This is a genomic window from Pseudacidovorax sp. NFM-22, assembly GCF_021401245.1.
Taxonomy (GTDB): domain Bacteria; phylum Pseudomonadota; class Gammaproteobacteria; order Burkholderiales; family Burkholderiaceae_C; genus Xenophilus.
In genome coordinates, this window is sequence record NZ_JACBFY010000002.1 from 507,092 (window position 1) to 530,560 (window position 23,469).

General features: G+C 70.6%; 24 protein-coding genes. 15 read left to right on the forward strand and 9 right to left on the reverse strand.

Annotated elements, in window-relative coordinates:
• Positions 1 to 268 precede the first annotated feature (268 nt).
• On the reverse strand, positions 269 to 985 hold the full coding sequence (gene rutR, locus L0984_RS07880; protein WP_234193161.1) for an HTH-type transcriptional regulator RutR: 717 nt from the start codon (positions 983 to 985) through the stop codon (positions 269 to 271).
• A 281-nt stretch (positions 986 to 1,266) separates the two neighbouring features.
• Here rutR and L0984_RS07885 point away from each other — a divergent pair, with 281 nt between their 5' ends.
• The 12 genes from L0984_RS07885 (at position 1,267) to L0984_RS07945 (ending at position 13,185) form a co-directional block, all read left to right on the forward strand.
• Complete coding sequence (locus L0984_RS07885; RefSeq protein WP_234193162.1) at positions 1,267 to 2,259, forward strand: isopenicillin N synthase family dioxygenase; 993 nt, start codon at positions 1,267 to 1,269, stop codon at positions 2,257 to 2,259.
• Complete coding sequence (locus tag L0984_RS07890; RefSeq protein WP_076507423.1) at positions 2,259 to 2,645, forward strand: VOC family protein; 387 nt, start codon at positions 2,259 to 2,261, stop codon at positions 2,643 to 2,645. The genes L0984_RS07885 and L0984_RS07890 overlap by 1 nt, the downstream gene beginning before the upstream one ends.
• Positions 2,646 to 2,775: 130 nt before the next feature.
• Positions 2,776 to 3,849, forward strand: a complete 1,074-nt coding sequence (locus tag L0984_RS07895) for a BMP family ABC transporter substrate-binding protein (protein ID WP_370645936.1) — start codon at positions 2,776 to 2,778, stop codon at positions 3,847 to 3,849.
• Positions 3,850 to 3,995: 146 nt separating this feature from the next.
• Complete coding sequence (locus L0984_RS29890; RefSeq protein WP_305079908.1) at positions 3,996 to 5,501, forward strand: ABC transporter ATP-binding protein; 1,506 nt, start codon at positions 3,996 to 3,998, stop codon at positions 5,499 to 5,501.
• Positions 5,494 to 6,624: an ABC transporter permease gene (locus L0984_RS07910; RefSeq protein WP_305079909.1), complete on the forward strand. Its 1,131-nt coding sequence runs from the start codon at positions 5,494 to 5,496 to the stop codon at positions 6,622 to 6,624. Before L0984_RS29890 ends, L0984_RS07910 begins: the two co-directional genes overlap by 8 nt.
• Before the next feature lies 1 nt (position 6,625).
• Complete coding sequence (locus L0984_RS07915; RefSeq protein WP_234193164.1) at positions 6,626 to 7,570, forward strand: ABC transporter permease; 945 nt, start codon at positions 6,626 to 6,628, stop codon at positions 7,568 to 7,570.
• Positions 7,570 to 8,277, forward strand: a complete 708-nt coding sequence (locus L0984_RS07920; RefSeq protein WP_234193165.1) for a cysteine hydrolase family protein — start codon at positions 7,570 to 7,572, stop codon at positions 8,275 to 8,277. The genes L0984_RS07915 and L0984_RS07920 overlap by 1 nt, the downstream gene beginning before the upstream one ends.
• Entirely contained in the window at positions 8,274 to 9,263 is a 990-nt protein-coding gene (locus tag L0984_RS07925; RefSeq protein WP_234193166.1) for an isopenicillin N synthase family dioxygenase, read from the forward strand. Before L0984_RS07920 ends, L0984_RS07925 begins: the two co-directional genes overlap by 4 nt.
• 40 nt (positions 9,264 to 9,303) lie before the next feature.
• Positions 9,304 to 10,350, forward strand: a complete 1,047-nt coding sequence (locus L0984_RS07930; protein ID WP_234193167.1) for an ABC transporter substrate-binding protein — start codon at positions 9,304 to 9,306, stop codon at positions 10,348 to 10,350.
• Positions 10,347 to 11,474: an ABC transporter ATP-binding protein gene (locus L0984_RS07935; RefSeq protein WP_234193168.1), complete on the forward strand. Its 1,128-nt coding sequence runs from the start codon at positions 10,347 to 10,349 to the stop codon at positions 11,472 to 11,474. The genes L0984_RS07930 and L0984_RS07935 overlap by 4 nt, the downstream gene beginning before the upstream one ends.
• Positions 11,471 to 12,376: an ABC transporter permease gene (locus tag L0984_RS07940; protein ID WP_234193169.1), complete on the forward strand. Its 906-nt coding sequence runs from the start codon at positions 11,471 to 11,473 to the stop codon at positions 12,374 to 12,376. The genes L0984_RS07935 and L0984_RS07940 overlap by 4 nt, the downstream gene beginning before the upstream one ends.
• Positions 12,373 to 13,185 carry an ABC transporter permease gene (locus tag L0984_RS07945; protein WP_076507401.1) on the forward strand — a complete coding sequence of 271 codons (813 nt, stop codon included), beginning with the start codon at positions 12,373 to 12,375 and terminating at the stop codon, positions 13,183 to 13,185. The genes L0984_RS07940 and L0984_RS07945 overlap by 4 nt, the downstream gene beginning before the upstream one ends.
• 26 nt (positions 13,186 to 13,211) lie before the next feature.
• Here the strand turns inward: L0984_RS07945 and L0984_RS07950 are convergent, their stop codons facing one another.
• Positions 13,212 to 14,015 carry a hypothetical protein gene (locus tag L0984_RS07950; protein ID WP_234193170.1) on the reverse strand — a complete coding sequence of 268 codons (804 nt, stop codon included), beginning with the start codon at positions 14,013 to 14,015 and terminating at the stop codon, positions 13,212 to 13,214.
• A 102-nt stretch (positions 14,016 to 14,117) separates the two neighbouring features.
• Between L0984_RS07950 and L0984_RS07955 the strand changes: the two genes are divergently transcribed.
• The 3 genes from L0984_RS07955 to L0984_RS07965 all read left to right on the forward strand — a co-directional run bounded on the left by L0984_RS07955 (position 14,118) and on the right by L0984_RS07965 (position 16,343).
• Positions 14,118 to 14,711, forward strand: coding sequence for a LemA family protein (locus tag L0984_RS07955; protein ID WP_076507396.1), 594 nt, complete (start codon positions 14,118 to 14,120; stop codon positions 14,709 to 14,711).
• Positions 14,712 to 14,907: 196 nt separating this feature from the next.
• Entirely contained in the window at positions 14,908 to 15,789 is an 882-nt protein-coding gene (locus tag L0984_RS07960; protein WP_234193721.1) for a TPM domain-containing protein, read from the forward strand.
• Complete coding sequence (locus tag L0984_RS07965; protein WP_234193171.1) at positions 15,789 to 16,343, forward strand: TPM domain-containing protein; 555 nt, start codon at positions 15,789 to 15,791, stop codon at positions 16,341 to 16,343. Before L0984_RS07960 ends, L0984_RS07965 begins: the two co-directional genes overlap by 1 nt.
• 474 nt (positions 16,344 to 16,817) lie before the next feature.
• Here the strand turns inward: L0984_RS07965 and L0984_RS07970 are convergent, their stop codons facing one another.
• From L0984_RS07970 to L0984_RS08000, 7 genes are all read right to left on the reverse strand, one after another.
• A complete protein-coding gene (locus L0984_RS07970; protein ID WP_234193172.1) occupies positions 16,818 to 17,291 on the reverse strand; it encodes a PIN domain-containing protein in 474 nt (157 codons plus the stop codon).
• Positions 17,292 to 17,322: 31 nt separating this feature from the next.
• A complete protein-coding gene (locus tag L0984_RS07975) occupies positions 17,323 to 18,594 on the reverse strand; it encodes a THUMP domain-containing class I SAM-dependent RNA methyltransferase (protein ID WP_234193173.1) in 1,272 nt (423 codons plus the stop codon).
• Between the two features lie 100 nt (positions 18,595 to 18,694).
• On the reverse strand, positions 18,695 to 20,287 hold the full coding sequence (locus tag L0984_RS07980; protein ID WP_234193174.1) for an RNA polymerase factor sigma-54: 1,593 nt from the start codon (positions 20,285 to 20,287) through the stop codon (positions 18,695 to 18,697).
• Positions 20,288 to 20,369: 82 nt separating this feature from the next.
• Positions 20,370 to 21,146 (reverse strand): LPS export ABC transporter ATP-binding protein, encoded by a 777-nt coding sequence (gene lptB, locus L0984_RS07985; protein ID WP_234193175.1) that lies wholly within the window; start codon positions 21,144 to 21,146, stop codon positions 20,370 to 20,372.
• On the reverse strand, positions 21,143 to 21,814 hold the full coding sequence (gene lptA / locus L0984_RS07990) for a lipopolysaccharide transport periplasmic protein LptA (protein ID WP_114801452.1): 672 nt from the start codon (positions 21,812 to 21,814) through the stop codon (positions 21,143 to 21,145). The genes lptB and lptA overlap by 4 nt, the downstream gene beginning before the upstream one ends.
• Positions 21,815 to 21,993: 179 nt before the next feature.
• The gene (locus L0984_RS07995; RefSeq protein WP_234193176.1) at positions 21,994 to 22,641 is read right to left on the reverse strand and encodes a thiol:disulfide interchange protein DsbA/DsbL; all 648 of its coding nucleotides are present in this window, start codon (positions 22,639 to 22,641) and stop codon (positions 21,994 to 21,996) included.
• Between the two features lie 93 nt (positions 22,642 to 22,734).
• A complete protein-coding gene (locus L0984_RS08000; protein WP_234193177.1) occupies positions 22,735 to 23,433 on the reverse strand; it encodes an SPOR domain-containing protein in 699 nt (232 codons plus the stop codon).
• Between the last annotated feature and the right edge of the window lie 36 nt (positions 23,434 to 23,469).

Genomic DNA, 23,469 nt, shown 5'->3' on the forward strand with positions numbered 1-23,469 from the left:
CCTTTCGCGGCGCCCAGCGTGCTGCGCGCCCCCCGCAGCACCAGCAGTCTCCGTGGGCACAAGAATCAAGGGGCCGCGGAGCAGGCCATGCCAGTGCACCCGAGGAACTGGCTCTGCCAGGCCTCTGGGTGCGCCCCCCTCCAAGCCGAAGGCGCGAGAGAGGGGCTGAGGGCCGCGGCTCCGAGCCTGCCTGCGCAGGCTTGGACGTGCCCGAAGAGCAGCCACCTCTGGCGGCCGCCTGGAGCCGCGAAGCGGCATGGGGGGTGTTTCACTTCACGCAGATCCCATCCAGCACCAGTCGCTGCACGTTCTCCACCGTCTCCTCGAAGAAGGCCGCGTCCTGCAGCGTGCGACCCGCGATGGCCTGCACCTGCACGGCGAAGTCGGCGTAGTGCTGCGTCAGCGCCCAGAGGCCGAAGATCAGGTGATGCGGCGCCACCGGCCGCAGCCGGCCCGAGCTCACCCATTCGCCGATCACCTCCGACTTGCGCTCCACCAGCGTGCGCAGCTCCAGCGCCAGTTCTTCGCGCAGCAGTGGGGCGCCCTGGATCATCTCCAGGCAGAACAGCCGTGACGCATCGGGCTGGTCGCGCGAGATGATCAGCTTGCGGCGGATGTAGCTGGCGATGGCCTCGCGCGGGTCCTGCTCGGCACTGAAGCCCCGCAGCGGCTCCAGCCATACGTGCAGCAGCTCGCGCAGCACGCTCACGTACAGCTCTTCCTTGTTGGCGAAGTAATAGAGCAGGTTGCTCTTGGAGACCTCGGCGCGGGCGGCCACCTGGTCCACGCTGGTGCCGTGCAGGCCATAGCGCGAGAACAGGCCGAGCGCGGCCGACAGGATCACGCTGCGCTTGTCCTCCGCCTGGCGCGGCCGGCGCGCGGCTCGCTTGCCGGCTGCGGGCGCTGCCTTGGTGCCCACGGGTTCTGCTTTGCGCTTGCGCACCTCGGCCGGCGCCTTCTTCTTCGCCGCGGGTGGTCTGGCCATCGGGCTTCCCTTTCCTTTTGTTGTCGTGGGCGTGCGTCGTGGGGTCGGCAACGGCCCGCCTGCATCGGTCATTGCGAATCGCGTACCAGCCTGCACGCACCAGCAACGGGCTTCGCGCACCGCTCCTCTGTCTTGACCTGCACCAAGACACCGCAGCGCGGCCGAATGGCGTGCATGCGGCGCATCGTACGCAGCCCGGCAGGCGTTTGTCCATTTGGTCCAACTGGCACGGTCGTTGCAAACGGGCTCTGCAGTACCCCTTCCGCGCATCGAGACGCCCCATGACCCTGATGACCGTTCCCATCATCGACCTCGCGCCCTACTTCTCGGGCACCGCCGCGGAGAAGGCCGCGCTGGCCCGCCAGGTGGACGAGGCCTGCCGCAGCATCGGCTTCCTGGTGATCACGCACCACGGCATCGACCCGGCGCTCATCGCCCGCGTCTCGGCCCTGTCGCGCCAGTTCTTCGACCTGCCGCTGGCCGAGAAGCGCAAGGTGGACCGCCCGCGCGACGACGCGGTGCGCGGCTACAGCGCCGTCGGCGAAGAGGGCCTGTCGTACAGCCTCGAAGAGGCCTCGCCGGGCGACCTGAAGGAGTCCTTCTCCATCGGCCCGTCGAACGTGCCGAACGACGAGTACCACCGCGGCCCGGCCGCCGGCCCGCACTTCGAGCCCAACAGCTGGCCGCCCATCGAGGGATTCCGCGAGGCCTACGAGCAGTACTTCGAGGCGATGAGCGACCTGTCGCGCTCGCTCATGCGCCTCTTCGCGCTCGGGCTCGAACTGCCCGAGACCTACTTCGACGACAAGATCGACAAGCACATCAGCATGTTCCGCGTGCTGTCCTACCCGCCCCAGCGCGAGGCGCCACTGCCCGGCCAGCTGCGCGCCGGCGCGCACAGCGACTACGGCAGCCTGACCATCGTGCTGCCCGACGACAAGGGCCTGCAGGTGCAGAACAAGGCCGGCGAATGGGTGGACGTGCCGCTGGTCGAAGGCGGCCTGGTGGTCAACATCGCCGACCTGATGATGCAGTGGACCAACGACCAGTGGGTCTCCACCATGCACCGCGTGGTCAACCCGCCCTTCGAGGTGGCGCAGACCAACCGCCGGCAGTCGCTGGTGTTCTTCCACCAGCCCAACTACGACGCCATGGTCGAGTGCCTGCCGACCTGCCTGGCGCCGGGCGAGAAGGCCAAGTACGCGCCCATCTCCTCCGGCGATCACCTCACTTCGAAGTTCGTCAAGCAAACCACTTTCGGTGGCACCAAGTAATGGCACACCTGTCTTACGTCAACGTCTTCGCCAAGGACGTGGTCGCCTTGAGCGGCTTCTACCAGCGCGTCTTCGGCTTCCCGGAGATCGAGGCCATCCGCTCGCCCATCTTCCGCGGACTGGACACGGGCAAGAGCAGCCTGGGCTTCAATGCGCTGGATGCCTACGAGCTGCTGCACCTGGCCGAGTTTTCGGACACCAAAGGCGTCAAGTTCCTGCTCAACATCGACGTCGACAGCCGCGAGGACGTGGACCGCATGGTGCCCGTCGCGCTGGAGGCCGGTGCCACGCTCATCAAGCCGCCCTACGTCACGTACTACAACTGGTACCAGGCGGTGCTGCTCGATCCCGAAGGCAACGTCTTCCGCATCAACTTCATGATGTGACGCGCCCGCCGCCCGGCCGGCAGGCGCAGGGCGGCACTGTTCGTGCTTTTTCACGCTTCCCGTTTCCTTCCTTCCTCTCCCCTCTTCCTTCCTCCTGGAGGTCTCCATGTTGTCCAAGCGCTTTCCCCGCATGAGCGTGGCCCTGGCCGGCGCTGCCGTGCTGCTGTCGGCGGGCGCCGCCCATGCCCAGGCCGGCTTCAGCCTGAGCGGCAAGCCCGTCATCGCGATGCTGTACTACGGCCCCAAGAACGACGGCGGCTGGACGCAGGCCTTCGACGAGGCCCGCGTGAAGATCGAGGCCGCGCTGGGCCAGAAGATCCAGTTCGTGGAGAACGTGGGCGAGGACGCCTCGGTCATCAAGCCGGCGGCCGAGCGCTTCATCTCGCGCGGCGCCAACATCGTGATCGGCACCGCCTTCGGCCAGTCCGACGCCATGAAGGACCTGGCGGCCAAGTACCCCAAGGTGGCCTTCCTCAACGGCTCGGGCACCACCAACGGGCCGAACCTCGAATCCTTCTACGGCCGCACCTACGAGAGCCAGTACCTGTGCGGCATGGCCGCCGGCGCGGCCAGCAAGACGGGCAAGCTGGGCTTCGTGGCAGCCAACCCCTTCGGCGTGGTGAACTGGACCATCAACGCCTTCGCGCTCGGCGCGCAGAAGATGAACCCCAACGCCACGGTGAACGTGATCTACACCGGCACCTGGAACGACCCGGTCAAGGAGCGCGCCGCCGCCACCGCGCTGATCGACCAGGGCGCCGACGTGATCGGCCAGCACGTGGACTCGCCCACGCCGCAGATCGTGGCGCAGGAGCGCGGCGTGTACGGCACCGGCCACCACCGCGACCTGCGGCAGTTCGCGCCCAAGGCCACGCTGTGCTCGTCGGTGTGGGTGTGGGACCGCTTCCTGGTGCCCGAGCTCAAGAAGATCATCGCGGGCAACTGGAAGCCCGAGCCCTACGGCGCCTTCATCCCGATGAGCGGCGGCGGCACCGACATCGCCGGCTTCGGCCCCGCCGTGCCGGCCGACAAGGTCAAGGTGATCCAGGCCGAGCGCGAGGCCATCCTGAAGGGCAAGCAGGTCTACGCCGGCCCGCTGAAGGACCGCGATGGCAAGGAGCGCGTGGCCGCGGGCGCCGTGCTGTCGGATGCCGACCTCTGGAAGATGGACTGGTTCGTCAAGGGCGTCGTAACGCAAAAGTAGCTCTCCCCCAGGCTCCGCGCGGAAATGACTCTCCCCCAGGCTGCGCGCTTCGCGCTCCGCCAACCCCCTTCCGGGGGCGCCGCCTGCGGCCTGGCGAAGCCAGTTCCGCGGCGGCTGCTTGCGGCACCTTCTCTTTGGACATGGCGATGACGGTTGACGCACTGCGCCTCTCGGGTATCCACAAGTCCTTCGATGGCTTCAAGGCACTGACGGACGCGCACTTCGCTGCGCGCTGGGGCGAGGTGCATGCGCTGCTGGGTGAGAACGGCGCGGGCAAGTCCTCGCTGATGAACATCGCCGCCGGCCTCTATGCGCCCGAGGAAGGGCAACTGCTGGTGGATGACAACCCGGTGCGGCTGGCGGGGCCGCGCGCGGCGGCGGCGCTGCACATCGGCATGGTGCACCAGCACTTCAAGCTGGTGCGGCCGTTCACCGTGGCCGAGAACATCCTGCTGGGCCACCCGCTCGCGCAGGCCGAAGGCAGCCACCGGCGGCGCATGGCGCAGCTGGAGGAACAGATCACGGCACGGGCCGCCGAGCTGGGCTTCGCCATCGACCCGCGGGCCCGCATCGAACGCCTGTCCATCGCCGAGCAGCAGCGGGTGGAGATCCTCAAGGTGCTGCTGGCGGGCGCACGCATCCTGATCCTGGACGAGCCCACGGCCGTGCTCACCGACCAGGAGGCCGAGCGCCTGCTGGCCACGGTGCATGCGCTGTCGCGCCAGGGCGCGGCGGTGGCATTGGTGACGCACAAGATGTCCGACGTGAAGACCTGGGCCGACCGCGTGACGGTGATGCGCGGCGGCCGCACGGTGGCCACGGTGGACCCCAAGGCCACGCCCATCGAAGATCTGGTGCGCCTGACCGTCGGCCAGTCGGTCGCGGCCAGCGAGGCGGCCACGGAGCCCGCGATGGGCGGTGCGCCGCTGCTGACGGTGCGCGGGCTGCGCCTGCACGCCAACGGCCGCCAGGCGCTGGACGGCGTGGACCTGACGCTGCACGCCGGCCAGATCTACGGCCTGGCCGGCGTCGGCGGCAATGGCCAGGGCGAATTGGCAGAGGCGCTGATGGGCATGGCCGAAGGCCTGGAAGGCACCATCGCGCTGGCCGGCGAGGAAGGTCCGGTGCAGGGCCGCCTGCCGCACTTCGCCGCCATCCCGGCCGACCGCTATGGCCTCGCGCTCGCGGGCGGCCTGTCGGTGGTGGAGAACTTCGGCATCGGCCAGGTGCAGACCGGCCGCTACGGCCCCGCCTGGCGACTGGACCGCGCCCGCATGGCCGCCGACACGCGCGAGGCCGTGCAGGCCTTCGACGTGCAGGGCGTGCGCCACCTCAACCAGAAGGCCGCGCTGCTGTCGGGTGGCAATGCGCAGAAGCTGGTGCTGGCGCGCGAGTTCGGCCGCGCGCCGCGCCTGGTGCTGGCCCACAGCCCCAGCCGCGGGCTGGACGTGCGCGCCGGTGCCGAGGTGCATGCCCGCCTGCGCGCCGCGCGCGATGCCGGCGCCGCCGTGCTGCTCATCAGCGAGGACCTGGACGAGGTGCTCGCCCTCGCCGACCGCGTGGGCGTGATGGCCCGCGGACGCATCGTGGCCGAGTTCGATCAACCCGCCGACCGCCAAGAGGTCGGCCAAGCCATGGTCGCGCATGACTGATACCGCGCTCGACGCTGCCGCCCCGGAAGCACGCGCGAAGCACGTGCCCCTCTTCGCGCGCCGCTACACGCTGGAGTTGCGCCAGCAGATGGGCCTGCCCCGCCAGGCGCTGATCCTCGCGCTGGCGGTGGGGGTCGGGCTGGCCATCTCGGCGGCGATCCTGGTGGCCGCGGGCGTCCCGGCCGACGAGCTGCTCAACGAGTTCATCATGCAGACGCTGGTGGACCGGCAGAGCCTGCTGGCCGTGCTCTTCCAGGCCGCGCCCATGATCCTGGTGGGCATCGGCGCCGCCATCGCCTTCCGTGCCCGCTTCTGGAACCTGGGGCTGGAAGGCCAGATGATCTTCGGCGCCATCGGCGCGACGGCGGTGTCGATGTTCGACATCGGCCCGGCGGCCCTGCGGCTGCCCCTGATGGGCGCGGTGGCCATGGCGATGGGCATGCTCTGGGCGCTGGCGCCGGCGCTGCTCAAGCTGCGCCTGGCCGTGAACGAGATCATCGCCTCGCTGATGCTCAACTACGTGGCGGGCAACTTCCTGCTGCACCTGGTCTACGGCGCCTGGAAGGACCCGAAGGATTCCTTTCCCTACTCGCCGCAGTTCCGCGCCTTCGAGCGGCTGCCCGAATGGTTCGGCAACGTCAGCACCGCGGCCATCGGCCTGGCCGTGCTGGCGGCGCTGCTGGCCACCTGGTTCACGGGCCTGAGCCGCGCGGGCCTGTACCTGCGCTTCGTCGATGCCAACCCGCGCGTGGCCCGCGCCCTGGGCGTGCCGGTGGGGCGCATGGTGCTCACGGCGGTGCTGCTGTCGGGCGCGCTGGCGGGGCTGGCGGGCTTCGTCGTGGTGACGGGGCAGGAGGGCCGCCTCACGCAGGCCTTCTACGTGGGTTACGGCTTCTCGGGCATCCTGATCGCCTTCCTGGCGCGCAACAACCCGCTGGCCGCGAGCGTGGTGGCGGTGCTGATCGCCATGCTCTTCGTGGCGGGCCGCAACCTGCAGGTCTTCTACCAGATCCCCTTCGCGATGGTGCAGCTGATCCAGGCCATCCTGGTCATCTGCGTCGCCTCGTCGGACTTCTTCATCCGCCACCGCCTGCGGCGCGTGGCCCGGGGACAGGGAGGCTGACATGAACCTGCTTTCCATCGCCACCAACTGGCTGGGCAATGCGCCCGACTTCGCGGTGCCCTATGCGCTGGCCGCGCTGGGGCTGATCCTCAGCGAGCGCGCGGGCGTGCTCTCGCTGGGTGCCGAGGGCCTGATGCTGGTGGGCGCACTGGCCGGCATCGGCGCCATGCTGGCCTTCCACGACGCGGCCATCGCGCTGCCGCTGGCCATGCTGGCCGCGGCGGTGGTGTCGCTGCTCTTCGCCTTCATGGTGATCGTGCTGCGCATCCAGCAGGTGATCGCCGGGCTGGCGCTGGTCTTCTTCTGCCAGGGCCTGACCAGCCTGCTGGGCACGGTGTTCGACTGGACCAACAAGCCGGTGAGCAGCTTCGGCGCACTGCCGATCCCGCTGCTGTCCGAGCTGCCGCTGGTGGGCCGCCTCTTCAACCAGAACCTGATCGTCTATCTGGTGCCGCTGCTGTTCTGGGCCGTGGTGCACTGGCTCAACCGCAGCACGCCCGGTCTGCGCCTGCGGGCCGTGGGCGAGAACCCGCAGGCGGCCGATGCGGCCGGCATCTCGGTGCCGCTGTGGCGCTTCGGCGCGGTGGTGGCGGGCTCGGCGCTGGTGGGGCTGGCGGGGGCCTACATCTCGGTGGTGGGCACCAAGCTGTGGATCGCGGGCATGACGGGCGGCCGCGGCTGGATCGCGGTGGCGCTGGTGATCTTCGCGCGCTGGTCGCCCTGGCGGGCGCTGGTGGGTGCGCTGCTCTTCGGCTGCATCGAGGCGCTGATCCCGCAGCTGGCCGCCGCCGGCGTGCAGCTGCCGCAGTACTTCGTGCTGATGACGCCCTACGTCGTCACGCTGGGCGTGATGGTGTGGGTGGCCCTGGCGCGCCGCGGCGGCCAAGCCGTGCACGACGAGCCCGGCGCCCTGGGCCAACCCTATCTGCGAGAGGAGCGACGCTGATGCGCGCCTATGTCTACAACCAGCCGCGCGATCTGGACCCGGGCCAGTTCGCCGACTACCTGGACCTGTCGCGCACCGCCGTCGTCTCCATCGACATGCACCGCGGCCACCTGGACGATTCGCCCGACTGTCCCTGCCCGGCCCCGCGGGCGCGCGACGTGGTGGCGCCCATCGATACCTTCCACGACGAAGTGCGTGCGCTGGGCGGGCGCATCGTGCACGTGAAGTCGGTGCTGCGCGAGGGCGGTGCCGACGACATCGGCGGCATCCCGGCCGCCTGGCGGCGCACCTTCCCCCTGCACGTCGGGCCCATCCCCAATGCCGATGCGCATGCCATCGAAGGCTCGCCCTGGACCGAGTGGGTCACGCGCGTCGAGCCGGGCGACCTGAAGGTGGAGAACAAGCGCCGCCTGTCGGCCTTCTATCCCACCGACCTGGACTTCCTGCTGCGCAACCAGCGCATCGACACCGTGGTGCTGGACGGCGGCTTCACCGACTGCTGCGTGCTCAACACCGCCTTCGACGCCAACAACCGCAGTTACCGCGTGATCGTGCTGCGCGACCTGGTGCGCGGCACCGACGAACCGCTGGAGCAGGCGGCGCTGGCCATGGTGTCGCTGCACCTGGGGCTGGTGATGGATTCGACCGAGCTGCTGGCCGTGTGGCGCCAGCACGCCCTCAACCCTTCGAACAAGACCCTGTCATGAAGCACATTCCCATCGTCGACCTGCAGGGCAGCCTCGACGCCACGGCCCCCGCCGCGCAGCAGAGCGCGCGCGAACTGTTCGCGGCCCTGAGCCAGATCGGCTTCGCCTACATCGCCGGCCACAGCGTGGCGCCCGCCACGCGCGAGGCCGCCTTCGCCGCGTCGCGCGACTTTCATGCCTCCACGCTGGCGCAGAAGCAGTCGCTGGCCATCAATGCCTTCCACCGCGGCTACATGGGCATGGCCAGCTCCACCATCGTCACCTCCAGTGTGGCGAAGGTGACGCGGCCCAACATGAGCGAGTCGCTGATGCTGATGCACGAGCTGCCGCCCGACGACCCGGGCCTGCTCGCCGGCCTGCCCATGCAGGGGCCCAACCAGTGGCCCGACTGGCTGCCCAGCTTCAAGCCCGCCATGCTGGCCTATGTGCGCGAGGTGGATGCGCTGGGCCGGCACATCGTGCGCCTCATCGCGCTGGCGCTGGGCCTGCCGGCCACGGCGCTGGACCACCACTTCGACCATCCCACCACCTTCCTGCGCGCCCTGCACTATCCGCCGCAGCCGCCGGCCGAGGACGAGCAGATCGGCTCCGCGCCGCACACCGACTACGGAATCATCACGCTGCTGGCCCAGGACGATTCCGGCGGCCTGCAGGTGCGCCCGCGCGGCGGCGACTGGATCGAGGCGCCGCCCATCCCCGACACCTATGTGCTCAACGTGGGCGACATGCTGGCGCGCTGGACCAACGGGCGCCTGGTCTCCACGCCGCACCGCGTCATCAACCGCTCGGGCGGCGACCGCTATTCGCTGCCCTACTTCCTCGATCCGTCGATGGACACGCTCGTCGAATGCCTGCCCACCTGCACCGACGCGGACCATCCACCGCAGCACCCGCCGGTGCGCTACGGCGACTACCTGCTCGAGCGGCTCAACCGCAACTACGACTACCGCAAGCCCGCCGAGGCGGCCAGCGCGCCCGCGGCCTGATGCCGCGCCCCCTTCTTCCTCACCATTCCGGAGTGCTGCCATGACCTTTCCGCTCAACCGCCGCGACCTGCTGGCCCGTGGCCTCGGCACCGCCGCCGCCCTCGGCCTGCCCGCGCTGCCTTCGCTCGCGGCCGCGCCGCTGGTGATCAACACCTACGGCGGGCGCTGGGAGAAGTTCTGGCGCACCGACCTGATGCCGGCCTTCGAGAAGATCAGCGGCGTCAAGCCCACGCTGGACGTGGGCCTGGGCAAGAATTTCATCGCCAACCTGCGGGCCGCCGGCATCGAGAAGCCGCCCTACAGCGTCCTGATGGTCAACGAGAACATCGCCAGCGTGGTGCGAGCCGAGGGCTACTTCGAGCCCATCCCGCCGGCCAAGGTGCCCAACCTGGCCCACGTGTACCCCAACCTGCGCAACCCCGGCGACAACGGCGTGCGCGGCATCGTCTCGACCATCGGCATCGGCTACCGCAAGGACCTGGTGAAGACGCCGCCCAAGTCCTGGGCCGATCTCTGGAACAACCCCGAGTTCAAGGGCAAGATCGGCCTCTACCAGATCGGCAACACGGCGGCCATGCTGTTCCTGCTGATGACCGCCAAGATCTACGGCGGCTCGCAGGACGCCATCGACCGCGCCTTCGTCGAGATCAAGAAGCTGCTGCCCTTCCAGCAGGCCGACTGGAGCGGCACGCTGTCGACCATGCTCACGCGCGGCGACGTCACCGTGGCCGTGATCGACTTCCCCGAGATCGTGGCACTCAAGAAGAAGGGCGTGCCGGTCGAGATGGTGGTGCCCACCGAAGGCGTGGTGGCCTTCGAGCAGTCCTTCAACATCCTCAAGCACGCGCCCGACAAGGAAGCGGCGTACCAGTACCTCAACTTCATCCTGCGGCCCGAGGTGCAGGAGTCGATGGCCAAGGAGTTCTTCACCTCGCCCACCAACACGCAGGTCAAGCTGGAGCCGGCCCTGGCGGCCGACGTGCCGATCAGCGGCAAGGCCATGTCCTCCATCGTGCAGTTCGACTGGGCCAAGGTGAACCCGCAGTTGCCGGCCATCACCGACCGTTGGAACCGGGAGATCAAGTGAGCGCGGTCCTGTCCGCGCCGCCCGAGGCCGCCATGCCCACGGTCCGCACGGCCGCGCGGCGCACCACGCGGCTGTCCATCGAAGGCCTGCACAAGCGCTATGCGGGCCATGTGGCCATCCATTCGCTGGACCTGGCGACGCGCGAGGGCGAATTCATCTCGGTGCTGGGCCCGAGCGGCTGCGGCAAGACCACCACGCTGCGCTGCGTGGCCGGCTTCGAGCATCCAGAGGCCGGGCGCATCTGCATCGACGGTGAGGACATCACCGGCCTGCCGCCCGAGAAGCGCGACATCGGCATGGTGTTCCAGAACTACGCGCTCTTCCCGCACCTCACGGTGCGGCGCAACCTGGCCTTCGGCCTGGAGATGCGCGGCGTGCCGCGCGCCGAGATCGGGCGCCGCGTCGAGGCGGTGCTGGGCATGGTGCAGCTGGGCGCGCTGGCCGAGCGCTTTCCGCGCCAGCTCTCCGGCGGCCAGCAGCAGCGCGTGGCGCTGGCTCGGGCGCTGGTGATCGAGCCGCGCCTGCTGCTGCTGGACGAGCCGCTGGCCAACCTGGACGCCGTGCTGCGCGAGGACATGCGCGTGTTCATCCGCGACCTGCAGCGCCGCGTGGGCATCACCACGCTCTACGTGACGCACGACCAGGCCGAGGCGATGGTCATGTCCGACCGCGTGGCCGTGATGCTGGGCGGCCAGCTGCAGCAGTTCGACGTGCCCGAGGCCATCTACCTGCGCCCGCGCAGCGTGGAGGTGGCGCGCTTCATCGGCCGCTCCAACCTCATCGAAGGGCGCGTGCGCGCCATCGTGCCCGGGCCCGGTCCGCGGCCGGTGCATGCGGTCGACACCGCGCTGGGCCCGGTCGAGGCCGCCTTCCACGAAGCGCTCGAACCCGGCCAGGCCGTGCAGGTGACGCTGCGGCCCGAGGCGATCCACTTCCGCGCCGACGGGCCTTATGCCGGTCGCGTGGCACGCAGCTACTTCCTGGGCAGCACGGTGGAGCATGTGGTCGAGGCCGCCGGCGGCCAGACGCTGCTGGTGCAGACACCGCCCGGCGGACGCCTGCCCGAAGGCGCGCAATGCGGCCTGGCCTTCGAGCCCGGGCATGCCTGGGTCATTCCGGGATGAACGCCTCCACGCTCGCCGCGCCCACCGCGCTGCCCGCCGCCACCGCGGCGTCCGCGCCGCGCAGTCGCGCCATCTGGCTGATCGCCCCGGCACTGGTGCTGCTGGGCGTCTTCCTGCTGCTGCCCTACCTGAACATCGTGCTGATGAGCCTGCGCCCGCCGGCCGTTGGCGCGCCCTACGGCGCGGGCTTCACGCTGGGCAACTACACGCGCGCACTGACCGACGGCTACCTGCTCGGCGTGCTGGGCGACACGCTGCTGCTGGGCCTGACGGTGACGCCCATCTGCCTGCTGCTGGGCTATCCGGTGGCCTTCCACCTGGCGCGCAGCCGCTCGCGCTGGGCGGGGCTGCTGTATGTGCTGGTGCTCTCGCCGCTGCTGGTGGGCGTGGTGGTGCGCAGCTTCGGCTGGCTGATCCTGCTGTCGGGCAACGGCGTGATCAACCGCGCGCTGATCGACCTGGGCTGGATCGACACCGGCCTGCAGCTGATGAACAACCGCCTGGGCGTGACCATCGCGCTGGTGCATGTGTTCCTGCCCTTCATGATCCTGCCGCTGGTGGGCGTGATCCAGGGCATCGACCCGAGCCTGGAGGCCGCCGCGCGCTCGCTGGGCGCCTCGCGGCTGCGCGCCTTCCTGCGCGTGTCGCTGCCGCTGTCGTGGCCCGGCATCCAGGCTGGCACGGTGCTGGTCTTCGTGCTCACGCTCAGCGCCTATGTCACGCCGGTGATGCTGGGCGGGGCACAGGTCAAGACGGTGTCGGTGCTGGTGGTGCAGAGCCTGATCGACAACTTCCAGTGGCCGGCGGGTGCCGCGCAGGCGCTGGTGCTCACGGCCTGCGGCATGCTCGCCGTGGCCGCCTATGCGCGGCTGACGCGCCGGCTTTCGAGGGGACTGGCATGAACGGATCGATGGTGGCCGACCGCGCGATGGACACGCTGCTGCGCGTGTTCATCGGCGCGGTGTATGCCTTCCTGCTGCTGCCGATCGTGGTGATCGTGCTCATGTCGCTCAACGCGGGCGAGTTCCTCACCTTTCCGCCGCAGGGCCTGTCGCTGCGCTGGTTCGGCGCGCTCTTTGCCAACGAGGGCTTCATGCGGGCCATGGGCACCTCGCTGGCACTGGCGGCGGCGGCCACCGTGGGCGCCACGCTGATCGGCACCGGCGCGGCGCTGTACGTGGTGCGCCATGCCACGCGCACCCGCGAGGCGCTGCGCCTGCTGCTCATGATGCCGCTGATGCTGCCGGAGATCCTCACCGCCATCGCGCTGCTGTTCTTCCTGTACGCGACGGGCATCGGCACGCGCACCGTGTTCGGCCTGGTGGTGGGCCATGTGCTGGTGACCCTGCCCTACGTCTTCACCAACGTGGCCTCGGCGCTCTACAACCAGGACGCCTCGCTGGAGCAGGCGGCGCGCAGCCTGGGCGCCTCGCCCGCACGGGCCTTCGCGCGCGTGACGCTGCCGCTCATCAAGCCGGGGCTGATCACCGGCGCGCTGTTCGCCTTCGTGATCTCCTTCGACCTGTTCAACATGTCGCTGCTGCTCAAGGGCGTGGGCATGACCACGCTGCCGCTGCAGCTCTTCGACTACCTGCGCTGGGACTTCGACCCGACGGCTGCGGCCGTGTCGACGGTGAGCATCGTGTTGACGCTGGCGGCGGTGGTGTGGATCGACCGCAGCGTGGGACTGCGCACGCTGCGCTTCGGCTGAGGCGCTTGTCGGGCAGCTGCGCCTGACTAGGGCGCCTTCCAGGCGTCGGGGGCGGGCCGCGGTGCCTCGCTGCCATCGGGCGCCTCGCCCAGCAGCCAGCGTGCGGCGACGGTGCGCGCGTCCTGCTGCGAGGCGGCCCACACCACCTCCGGCGCGGCCACATGCACGCCGGGCGGCGCGATGCGCAGCGCCTCGTCCAATAGCTCGGCCACCTTGATGGCGCGCACCGGCCGGTCGGTGGCCGGCACCATGAAGCGCAGGCTGGACAGCATCCAGTGCGCCAGGCCGGGGAGCAGGCCGCGCACCAAGTCCGCCGGCTTGCGCGCGGCGCGGAACAGCAGCAGGCGCTCGAAGCCGAGCCCGGCCAGCGCATGCTCGTCCAGGTTGGCCAGGCCACGCTTGAGCGCATCGGGCAGCCGGCCCGCGTCGTGCGGCTGCACCACGGCCAGCGTGTGCGCACCGCAGGCGCGCAGCCAGGTGGCGATGGCCAGCAGCTGTGCAGGGTCGGCCGCCCACAGCGCGCGCTCGCGGCCATGGTGCAGCCGCGGCGGGTCGAAGGCGACGATGCCGATGTCCACCGGCACGCACGGCCATTCGGCGGGCGGGCGGTCGCCCGGCACCACCACCGGCTGGACGCCGCGCAGCCCCTCGCGCAGGGGTTGGCCGGCCAGCACGCCCACGCGGGCGTAGCCGCCCCCGCCGCCCAGGCGATGGACCAGCTCCGCCCCCAGCAGACCGGTGGCGCCGGCGATCAGCAGTGTCTGGAGGGCAGGCGGACGGGCCATCGGCCGACTGGCGGCCTGCAGGGCTTGGAGGGGGTCGAGGGCCATCGGCCTATGCTACTGTCGCCGCTCCACCGGGGTGCGCAACGCGGGCGTCTTTGTTGACGTCCGCCCAGCGGCACCCCCGCTCATGCTCTTCAAGGAGGTTCGATGACCCGTTGGCTTTGCGCCCTGCTTCTTGCCGCGACCACCCTGCTTTCGGGCTGCGGCTACAACGACTTCCAGCGCCTGGACGAGGCCAGCAAGGCCGCCTGGAGCGAGGTGCTCAACCAGTACCAGCGCCGCGCCGACCTGGTGCCCAACATCGTGGCCTCGGTCAAGGGCGAGGCCAACTTCGAGCAGGAGACGCTCACGCGCGTGGTCGAGGCGCGGGCCAAGGCCACCTCGATCCAGGTCACGCCCGAGACGCTGAACAACCCCGAGGCCTTCAACAAGTTCCAGCAGGCGCAGGGCGAGCTCTCCAGCGCCCTGTCGCGGCTGATGGTGGTGGCCGAGCGCTACCCGCAACTGCAGGCCAACCAGGGCTTTCGCGACCTGCGCGTGACGCTCGAAGGCACCGAGAACCGCATCACCGTGGCCCGCAACCGCTACATCCAGACGGTGGAGGACTACAACGTGCTGGCACGCAGCTTTCCCACCAACCTCACGGCCAAGGTCTTCAGCTACGCGCCCAAGCCCAACTTCAGCGTGCAGAACGAGGCGGAGATCTCCAAGCCGCCTGTGGTGGACTTCAACAAGAAATAGGCTCACCCCAACCTTCGCGCACTCTGTGTCGCTAAACCAAACACCTTCGAGGGGGCAACACCCGCGGCCCGGCCCTTCGACGGGCTCAGGGAAGGCCAAGGCCGGTTCCGCGGTGCTTCCCGCATACCGTGCGCCCCTCCGGGGCGCAGCGGTCTGTCGCGTCTTCTTGGCGGCACTGACCGCGCTGTGCCTGAACATGGCGTTCATGGCGGCCGTCTGGGCGCAGGGCCTGCTGCCGGTGCCCGCGCTCACGGCACGCGTGATCGACGAGGCGGGCACGCTCACCGACGCAGAGGTGCAGTCGCTGGACGCCAAGCTCGCAGAGTTCGAGCAGCGCAAGGGCTCGCAGATCGTGGTGCTGATGGTGCCGGCCACGGCGCCCGAGGACATCGCGGCGTTTGCCAACCGCGTGGCCAACACCTGGAAGATCGGCCGCCGCGAGGTGGGCGACGGCGTGCTGGTGATCGTGGCCAAGGACGAGCGCCGCATGCGCATCGAGGTGGCCAAGACGCTGGAAGGCGCCGTGCCCGACCTGGCGGCGGCCCGCATCGTCGACCAGCAGATGAAGCCGGCCTTCCGCACCGGCGACTTCGCTGGCGGCCTGGAGGCTGCCGCCGATGCGCTGATCGCGCGCATCGAGAACGAGGCCCTGCCGCTCCCGATGCCCCAGTCGCACACGGTGCAGAAGCAAGGCCTGCTGGACGTCGACTGGGAGGACCTGGCGGTCTTTGTCTTCTTCGGCGTGGTGCTGGGCGGCCCGATCCTGCGCAGCCTGCTGGGCAACAAGCTGGGGCCGCTGGCCACCGGCGGGCTGGCTGGCGTGGCGGTGTTCATCGTCACCACCAGCCTGGTGGTGGCCGCGCTGGCGACGGTCGCCGCGCTGGTGCTCGCCTTCGTGACGGGCCACCGCGCAGGGCCCGGCCTGGGCGGCGGCGGCGGCTCCAGCGGCGGCTGGTCGGGCGGCTGGTCCGGTGGTGGAGGCGGCGGCGACAGCTGGAGCAGCGGCAGTTCCGGCGGCGGCTTCAGCTCGGGCGGTGGGGGCGATTTCGGTGGCGGCGGCGCCTCGGGAGACTGGTGATGACGACGAACACCTCCCAGACCCCGCGCCCCGGCCTCATGGCCCGCCTTGCGCGCCTGTGGCGCCACCGCTGGCACGACGAGCACGACGTCCGGCGCCTGCTGCCGCCCGAGGCCGTGGAGCGCCTGGGCCGGCGCGTGGCGGCCAGCGAGGCGCGCCACACGGGCCAAGTGCGCATCTGCGTCGAGGCCGGCCTGCCCTGGAGCTACATCCGCCGCAGCGCCAGTGCCCGCGACCGCGCCGTCACGCTGTTCGGCAAGCTGCGGGTGTGGGACACGGCCCAGAACAACGGCGTGCTCATCTACCTGCTGGTGGCCGACCACGCCATCGAGATCCTGGCCGACCGCGGCATCGACGCCCATGTGGACGCCGCCGAATGGGCGGCCATGGCGCAGCGCATGAAGGGCGCCTTCCGCGAGGGCCGCTTCGAGGACGGGCTGACGCAGGCGCTGGAAGAGGTGTCGGCGCTGCTGGTGGCGCACTTTCCCGCCGACGGCGGGGCCGAGGCGCCGCGGCGCATGAATGAGTTGCCGGACCTGCCGGTGCTGCTCTGAGGTCGGCCGTTCGAGAGCCTTGGCAGCGTCCGGGTAGCACCCGCGGTCCTTTCGGGATCGGCGGGATCGGCGGGATCGGCGGGATCGGCGGGATCGGCGGGATCGGCGGGATCGGCGGGATCGGCGGGATCGGCGGGATCGGCGGGCGGGACGGTAACCCGGCAGAGGGCGCCGGCATGCGCGCTCCCGGTTCGCGCGCAGCGTCCAGGCGGAGGGTGCCGGTGTGCGTGCGGAGGTGCCATTCGCGGCGCCGTGCAGTGCCCAAAGCGCGTCGGTGGAGAGCGGGCACCCGTCTGGTGAGGCAAGCCGGTCAGCGCGAGCGTGCACCGGGAGCGCGCATGCCGGCGCCCTCTGCCGGGTTAGCACCCCGATCGCAGGTGCATACGCACAACGACCCACACATCTGACGAAACCCACACAGCCACACAGCCACACAGCCACGCAGCCAGCGGAGCGGCTCGGCGACTCAGCGACTCAGGGCCAGAGTTCCACGCCCAGCCCCGCCAGCCGCTTGCGCATCGCCCGCACGGCCTTGTCCTTGCTCAGCAGCCGCGCCCGGTGCGCCACGGCCAGGTCGATGAAGCCCTGATCGTCCGGGTCGGCGCAGGTGAAGGGCGCCTTGGCCGCAGGCGGCTGCAGCTGCGCATGCCGGTCGAAGCAGGCCAGCACGTCGTCCACCGACAGGCCGTAGAAGGCCCGCCGCGGCGCGATCTGCGGATAGTCCAGCACGCGGGCCAGTTCGACACGCATCGGGGCCGTCGCCAGCCACCGATGCTGGCCGGCCTCCAGCGCCGCACGCAGCGGCTTGGCGGCAGCGTCGTCGAAGACGAAGAGGTCGAGCACGACGTTGGTGTCGATGACCACGGCGGTCACTTCGGGCTGCGCAGCGGCATCCACCTCGGCACCGCCCGCCGCCGACGAGACCGGCCCGCCCAGGTCCGCCGCCATGCGGCTCACCGCCCGCGTCCCTGACACGGCGTCATGCCGCCGGCGCCGTGCGCGCCGAACCCGCCACCATGTCGAAGCGCAGCAGCCGGCATTCGATGGGCCCGTTCCACATCGGCACGCGGCGCGACTCCTTCAGGCGCATGCGCTGCGGCAGCTTCATGTCGGGCGTGAGCACCCAGGCCGTCCAGCCGGCGAAGTTGCGCTTCCAGTGTGTGGCCAGCTGCGGGAAGAAGTCGTCGCCGCCGTCGGTGCCGGATTCGGTCTGCGCCACCTCGCGCCCGCCCGGCCCGCGCCGCCCGGCATTGGAGCCGGCCACGCCGCCGACGGCGATACGCTCGCCATACGGCGGGTTGAGCAGGATCACGCCGCCGCCCTCGACCGGGGGCATGCGCTGCAGCGCGTCACCGCCGCGCAGTTGCAGCCGGTCGGCCACGCCGGCGCGCTCGGCATTGCGCTGCGCGAAGTCGACCATGCGGTGCGACACATCGCTGCCGAAGACCCGCACCGGGCCCGCAGCGCGCGCATCGGCGGCAGCCAGCGCCTCCTCGCGCATCGCGCGCCACAGCTCGGCGCGGTGCAGCAGCAGCGCCTCGAAGCCGAAGCGTCGCGAGGCCCCGGCCGGCACGCCGGCCGCCAGCAGCGCGGCCTCGATGGGAATGGTGCCGCTGCCGCAGCAGGGGTCGTACAGCGGCTGGTCCGAGACGGCACCGGTCTCCGGATCCCACCAGCCGCTGGCGGCCAGCATGGCGGCGGCCAGGGTCTCCTTGAGCGGAGCATCGCCCTTGTCCACGCGCCAGCCACGCTTGAACAGCGGCTCTCCGCTGGTGTCGATGTAGAGCGTCACGTCCTCGGCCGTCAGGTGGGCGAAGACGCGCACGTCGGGAAAGCGCGTCTCCACGCTCGGCCGCACGCCGCCCGCGCGGGCGCGGAAGCGGTCGGCGATGGCGTCCTTGATCTTGAGCGTGGCGAAGTTGAGGCTCTGGAGCGGGCTGCCCTGCGCCGTGAGCTCGACCTTGAAGGTCTGCCGCGGCTGGAACCACATCTCCCAGGCGATGCCCGAGGCGGCTTCGTACAGGTCGGCCTCGTTGCGATAGGGCCGGTGCGCCAGCTGCACCAGCACCCGCTGCGCCAGCCGGCTCTTGAGGTTGAGCGCCTGCACGTCGCGCCAGGCGCCCATCACCCGCACGCCGCCGCGCAGCACCCGCAGGTCGTCGCCGCTGCGGCCGGTGATGGCATGCACCTCGGCGGCCAGGAGGTCTTCCACGCCGGCGGCGCAGGGCAGGAAAAGGATCAGTTCGTTCACGGCTTCATCGTCCGAAAAATTGTGGTGGCCGGCCACCGCGGATGGCCGGCGCGCCGATCGGAAGCCCCGGCCATCGCAGAGGCCGCCGGGCCGCCCGCCCTCAGAGCGCCTTGCGCAGGTTGGCCGGCGCGATGCGCAGCGCCTCGCGGTACTTGGCCACCGTGCGGCGCGCGCATTCGATGCCCTGCTCCTTGAGCATGTCCGAGATCTGGCTGTCCGACAGCGGCTTCTTGACGTTCTCCGAGCCGACGAACTGCTTGATCAGCGCCCGCACCGCGGTGCTGGAGGCATTGCCACCGGTCTCGGTGCCCAGGGCAGAGCCGAAGAAGTACTTCAGCTCCACCGTGCCGAAGGGCGTGGACATGTACTTGGCGGTGGTCACCCGGCTGATCGTGGATTCGTGCAGGCCCAGTTCGTCGGCGATCTCGCGCAGCACCAGCGGGCGCATGGCCAGCTCGCCGTGGATGAAGAAGTTCTTCTGCCGCTCCACGATGGCGTTGGACACGCGCAGGATGGTGTCGAAGCGCTGCTGGATGTTCTTGATGAACCAGCGCGCCTCCTGCAGCCGCTGGGAGAGGGCCTGGCTGCCCTCGCCCTTGTGCGACTTGAGCGCGCCGGCATAGATGTCGTGCACGCGCAGCCGCGGCATCACGTCGGGGTTGAGCTGCACGCGGAACTTGATGTTGCTGCCGCGCCCGCTGCGGGTGACGATGACGTCGGGCACGATCACATGCCGCTCGACGTCGACGAAGCGCCGCCCGGGCTTGGGCTCCAGCCGCGCGATCAGCTGCGAAGCCTGGCGCGCCAGGTCCTCGTTGCTGCGGGTGAGCACGGCCAGGCGCTTGAAGTCGCGCTTGGCCAGCAGGTCCATGGGCTGCTTGCAGATGGCCAGGGCGACCTTGCGGACCTGGTCTTCCTCGTCGCTGTCGTCCTCGGCAGCGCCGGCGCGCAGCTGGATGGCCAGGCATTCGCCCAGGTCGCGCGCACCCACGCCCAGCGGGTCCAGGCTCTGCAGCAGGCCCAGCGCCACCTGGAAGTGGTGGATCAGCTCGTCGAACTCGTCGTTGTCGTCGCCGGCCAGGGCGGAGGCCAGGGCCGGGAGCGAATCCTCCAGGTAGCCGTCGTCGTTGAGCGATTCGATCAGGAAGCGAAGCGCGGCCGAATCCTCGGGCGCCAGGCGCAGCGACAGCGCCTGGCGGTGCAGGTGGGCCTGCAGCGATTCCTGGCTGCGCGCCAGCTCGGTGGCGTCGGCGCGCTCGTCGTCGTCCTGGCTGCTGCTGTTGTTGCGCGCCGGGGCGTCGCCGCCCCATTCGCTGTCGTCGGGCGAGAACTCCACCGTGCCGTCGCCGTCCCAGTCGGGCTCGGCGTCGAAGCTCTCGGTGGCGGGCGCCTCGGCCTCGGCCACGGCGGTGTCGCTGCTGCTGCTCGACGTGCTGCTGGCGCTGGCCGTGGCGGCGTAGTCGGTGCCGTCCTCGCGCTCGTCGCGGGGCACAGGGGCGTCGGCCGCCTCCAGGCCGAACTCCTCGCGCGGCGCCTCTTCGGCCAGCCGCTCCAGGAAGGGGTTGTCGTCGAGCATCTGCTCGACCTCCTGGCTCAGCTCCAGCGTCGAGAGCTGCAGCAGCCGGATCGACTGCTGCAGCTGCGGCGTGAGCGCCAGATGCTGCGAGACGCGCAGCGACAGGCCCTGCTTCATGGGCGGCCTCCCACGGTGTGCGCAGCCACGGGCAGGACGGGAGGGGCGCCGGAAGGACGGAACGCGGAAACAGGCACCCTGGCTACATCCGGAAGTGTTCGCCCAGGTACACGCGGCGCACCTCGGCGTTGTCGACGATCTCGGAGGGCGTGCCCTGCGCCAGCACCTGGCCGTCGCTGATGATGAAGGCGTGGTCGCAGATGCCCAGCGTCTCGCGCACGTTGTGGTCGGTGATCAGCACGCCGATGCCGCGCTCCTTGAGGAAGCTGATGATCCGCTGGATCTCGATCACGGCGATGGGGTCGATGCCGGCGAAGGGCTCGTCCAGCAGGATGAAGCGCGGCTGCGTGGCCAGCGCGCGGGCGATCTCCACCCGGCGCCGCTCGCCGCCCGACAGGGCCAGGGCCGGCGAGTCGCGCAGGTGGTCGACACGCAAATCGGCCAGCAGTTCGGACAGGCGCTGCTCGATGCGGTCGCGCGAGAGCGGCGCCATGCGACCGCGGGCGTCCGGCTCTTCCTGCAGTTCGAGCACGGCGCGCACGTTCTCCTGCACCGTCAGCTTGCGGAAGATCGAGGCCTCCTGCGGCAGGTACGACAGGCCCATGCGCGCGCGGCGGTGGATGGGCATGTGCTCCACGGCCTCGCCGTCGATGCTGATCTGGCCGGCATCGGCCCGCACCAGGCCCACGATCATGTAGAAGGACGTGGTCTTGCCCGCGCCGTTGGGGCCCAGCAGGCCGACGACCTCGCCCTTCTGCACGTCGAGCGAGACGTTCTTGACCACCTTGCGGCTGCCGTAGCTCTTCTGCAGGCCACGCGCCTGCAGCCGGCTGCCGCCGGCCGGCACCGCGACGCTCACCGGCTGCCCCCGTTCTGGCCCGACAGCGAGCCGCTCTGGCGCAGCGGCGCGCCGGTGCGCGGGCCGGGCGCGGGCACCTGCGTGGGCTCGGTGCTGCGCGGCGACAGGATGGCCCGCACGCGGCCGCCCGGCTGCGGGGTGCCGCCCGGCGGCGGCGGGGCGCCATTGACGGTGAAGGTGTCGTTGGTCTGGTTGTAGGTGATCAGCGGGCCGGAGGTCTCGTCGGTGACGGTGGTGCCGGTCAGCCGGCGCATGACGGCGCGACGGATGAACTTGACGGTGTCGGCGCGGCCGTCGTATTCGATGACTTCGCCCTCGCCCTCGATCCACTCGTCGTTGCCGCCATCGCGGCGCTGCTTGAAGTAGCCGCGCTGGCCCGGGTCGGCGGTGACCACGCCGTACTGGTAGCCCTCCGGGTCCTGCCGGACCTCGACGCGGGTGCCGCGGATGAGCAGCGTGCCCTTGGTGACCACCACCCGGCCCGTGAAGATGCTGGTCTGCTTCAGGTCGTCGTAGCGCAGCGAGTCGGCCTCGATGTTCATCGGCTGGTTGCGGTCGGCCTTCTCGGCCTGGGCCGCAGCGGCCAGGCCCAGCGCGGCCACGAGGACCATGGCACGGCCGAGGCGGCGCCAGGGAAGGGAGATCGTGGAGTGCGAGGGATGGGTCATAAAGGCACGGAACTTGCTCTTGATTGTAGGCCCGGCTTTGTCTCAAACCAGCGGCCGCGGTGAATGTCCCGCGCTTGCATTCCGGTAGCGCGCACCGTCGGCAGGGCGCGCGGCACACCCGCAATGAAAAGGCCCGCCGAAGCGGGCCTGGACGCCAAGCGCCGGGGCGTGGCGCCGGCTCAGCCCTTGCGCGATTCGGCTGCCAGGGCCTCCACGATCTGCAGGGCCCGGTCGAGCGAACCGGCCAGGTCGCCGTCCACATAGTAGCGGCCGGCCACGCCGAAGGCAGGCACGCCGGCCACCTGGTAGGCCTCGGTCATCTGGCTGGCGCGCTTGGCCTTGCCGGCGACGCCGAAGGACTTGAAGGTTTCCTCGAACTTCTTGGCGTCCAGGCCGGGCTGCTTGCCGGCCCACTCGATCACGGCGGCGTCGCCGAAGATGCGCTGGCGCTCGACGTGGATGGCCTGGAAGATCTTCATCTGGAACTCGTCGACCTTGCCCATGGCCTCGAGCGTGTAGTAGAGCTTCTGCTTGGTCTCGACGTCGTTGCCCACGAAGGGCACCGGGATGCGGCGGAAGGCCACGTAGGGCTGCAGCTTCTTGATCCAGGGTTCGAGCTTGGGCTCGAAGGCGGCGCAGTGCGGGCAGTTGTACGAGAAGAACTCGGCCACCTCGACCTTGCCGGCCGGCGCATCGACCGGGGCCGGCTTGCCCAGCGTCACGTAGTCCTTGCCGGCCTTGAAGGCGGAGGCGGGGGTCTGGGCATGGGCCGCCAGGGGGGCCAGCGTCACGGCCGCGGCGGCCAGCGAAAAGTCACGACGTTTCAAGCGATTTCTCCAACAGGGATGCAGACACAGAGCACGGCGGGCGGCGGCGAGTTCCGGCGATCTGCCGCGCCCGACGGCAACAGGGCAAGGCGCTCAGCGCTGGACGCGCACCAGGGCGGCGTCGAAGCCGGCGCCGTCCAGTCGTTCCTTCAGCCGGTCGGCGTCGTCCTTCTTGCTGTACGGACCCGCGCGCACCCGGAAGACGGGACGGCCGGCCTGCTCGCGCTCGGTGACGCGCACCTCCACGCCCATCAGCGACAGCTTGGCGCGCTGGGCCTCGGCGTCGTCGCTGGTGCGGAAGGCACCCGCCTGCACGAAGTACACGAAGGGGTCGGACGCCGCATCGCCGCCACTGGCGGGCAGGCCGGCGCGCGCGCGGGCCAGGTCGCCCAGCGGATCGGCCGAAGGCGGCGGATTGGCCGCCTGCGGCGCGCGCGGCATGGCCGGCGTGACGGCCGTCGGCGGCGTGGCGGCCTGGGGCGGGGTGCCAGGCTGGGCGGCGATGGCCGGCACCGGCGGGGCGGTGGTCACGGGCGGATTGCCGCCGGCAGGGGCACCGGGCGTGGCCGGCGGCTTGGGCTGCTGCTTGCCGTACAGGGGCGAATTGGGGTCCCAGTCGCGGTTCTTGCGGGCCTCGGCCTCGTCCTGGTCGGCGGCCCGCGGCTGGGTCTTGGTCATGAACGGGATCGGCACCTTGGTGACGTACACCGCCACGCCGAGCGCCACGCCCAGGCCGAGCACGAGCCCGACGATGAGGCCGATGGCGAAATTGCCCTGTTGTCTGGATCTCATGGATTGCCTTGCTGCTGCAGCGCCACCGGCGCGCCG

Coding starts and splice junctions, on each gene's coding strand:
- L0984_RS07955 (WP_076507396.1), top strand. CDS start 14,118: ATGACCCGTTGGCTTTGCGCCCTGCTTCTTGCCGCGACCACCCTGCTT.
- rutR (WP_234193161.1), bottom strand. CDS start 985: ATGGCCAGACCACCCGCGGCGAAGAAGAAGGCGCCGGCCGAGGTGCGC.
- L0984_RS07920 (WP_234193165.1), top strand. CDS start 7,570: ATGCGCGCCTATGTCTACAACCAGCCGCGCGATCTGGACCCGGGCCAG.
- L0984_RS07885 (WP_234193162.1), top strand. CDS start 1,267: ATGACCCTGATGACCGTTCCCATCATCGACCTCGCGCCCTACTTCTCG.
- L0984_RS07970 (WP_234193172.1), bottom strand. CDS start 17,291: ATGGCGGCGGACCTGGGCGGGCCGGTCTCGTCGGCGGCGGGCGGTGCC.
- L0984_RS07950 (WP_234193170.1), bottom strand. CDS start 14,015: ATGGCCCTCGACCCCCTCCAAGCCCTGCAGGCCGCCAGTCGGCCGATG.
- L0984_RS29890 (WP_305079908.1), top strand. CDS start 3,996: ATGACGGTTGACGCACTGCGCCTCTCGGGTATCCACAAGTCCTTCGAT.
- L0984_RS08000 (WP_234193177.1), bottom strand. CDS start 23,433: ATGAGATCCAGACAACAGGGCAATTTCGCCATCGGCCTCATCGTCGGG.
- L0984_RS07940 (WP_234193169.1), top strand. CDS start 11,471: ATGAACGCCTCCACGCTCGCCGCGCCCACCGCGCTGCCCGCCGCCACC.
- L0984_RS07980 (WP_234193174.1), bottom strand. CDS start 20,287: ATGAAGCAGGGCCTGTCGCTGCGCGTCTCGCAGCATCTGGCGCTCACG.
- L0984_RS07925 (WP_234193166.1), top strand. CDS start 8,274: ATGAAGCACATTCCCATCGTCGACCTGCAGGGCAGCCTCGACGCCACG.
- L0984_RS07965 (WP_234193171.1), top strand. CDS start 15,789: ATGACGACGAACACCTCCCAGACCCCGCGCCCCGGCCTCATGGCCCGC.
- L0984_RS07915 (WP_234193164.1), top strand. CDS start 6,626: ATGAACCTGCTTTCCATCGCCACCAACTGGCTGGGCAATGCGCCCGAC.
- L0984_RS07895 (WP_370645936.1), top strand. CDS start 2,776: ATGAGCGTGGCCCTGGCCGGCGCTGCCGTGCTGCTGTCGGCGGGCGCC.
- L0984_RS07890 (WP_076507423.1), top strand. CDS start 2,259: ATGGCACACCTGTCTTACGTCAACGTCTTCGCCAAGGACGTGGTCGCC.
- lptA (WP_114801452.1), bottom strand. CDS start 21,814: ATGACCCATCCCTCGCACTCCACGATCTCCCTTCCCTGGCGCCGCCTC.
- L0984_RS07910 (WP_305079909.1), top strand. CDS start 5,494: ATGACTGATACCGCGCTCGACGCTGCCGCCCCGGAAGCACGCGCGAAG.
- L0984_RS07960 (WP_234193721.1), top strand. CDS start 14,908: ATGGCGTTCATGGCGGCCGTCTGGGCGCAGGGCCTGCTGCCGGTGCCC.
- L0984_RS07945 (WP_076507401.1), top strand. CDS start 12,373: ATGAACGGATCGATGGTGGCCGACCGCGCGATGGACACGCTGCTGCGC.
- L0984_RS07930 (WP_234193167.1), top strand. CDS start 9,304: ATGACCTTTCCGCTCAACCGCCGCGACCTGCTGGCCCGTGGCCTCGGC.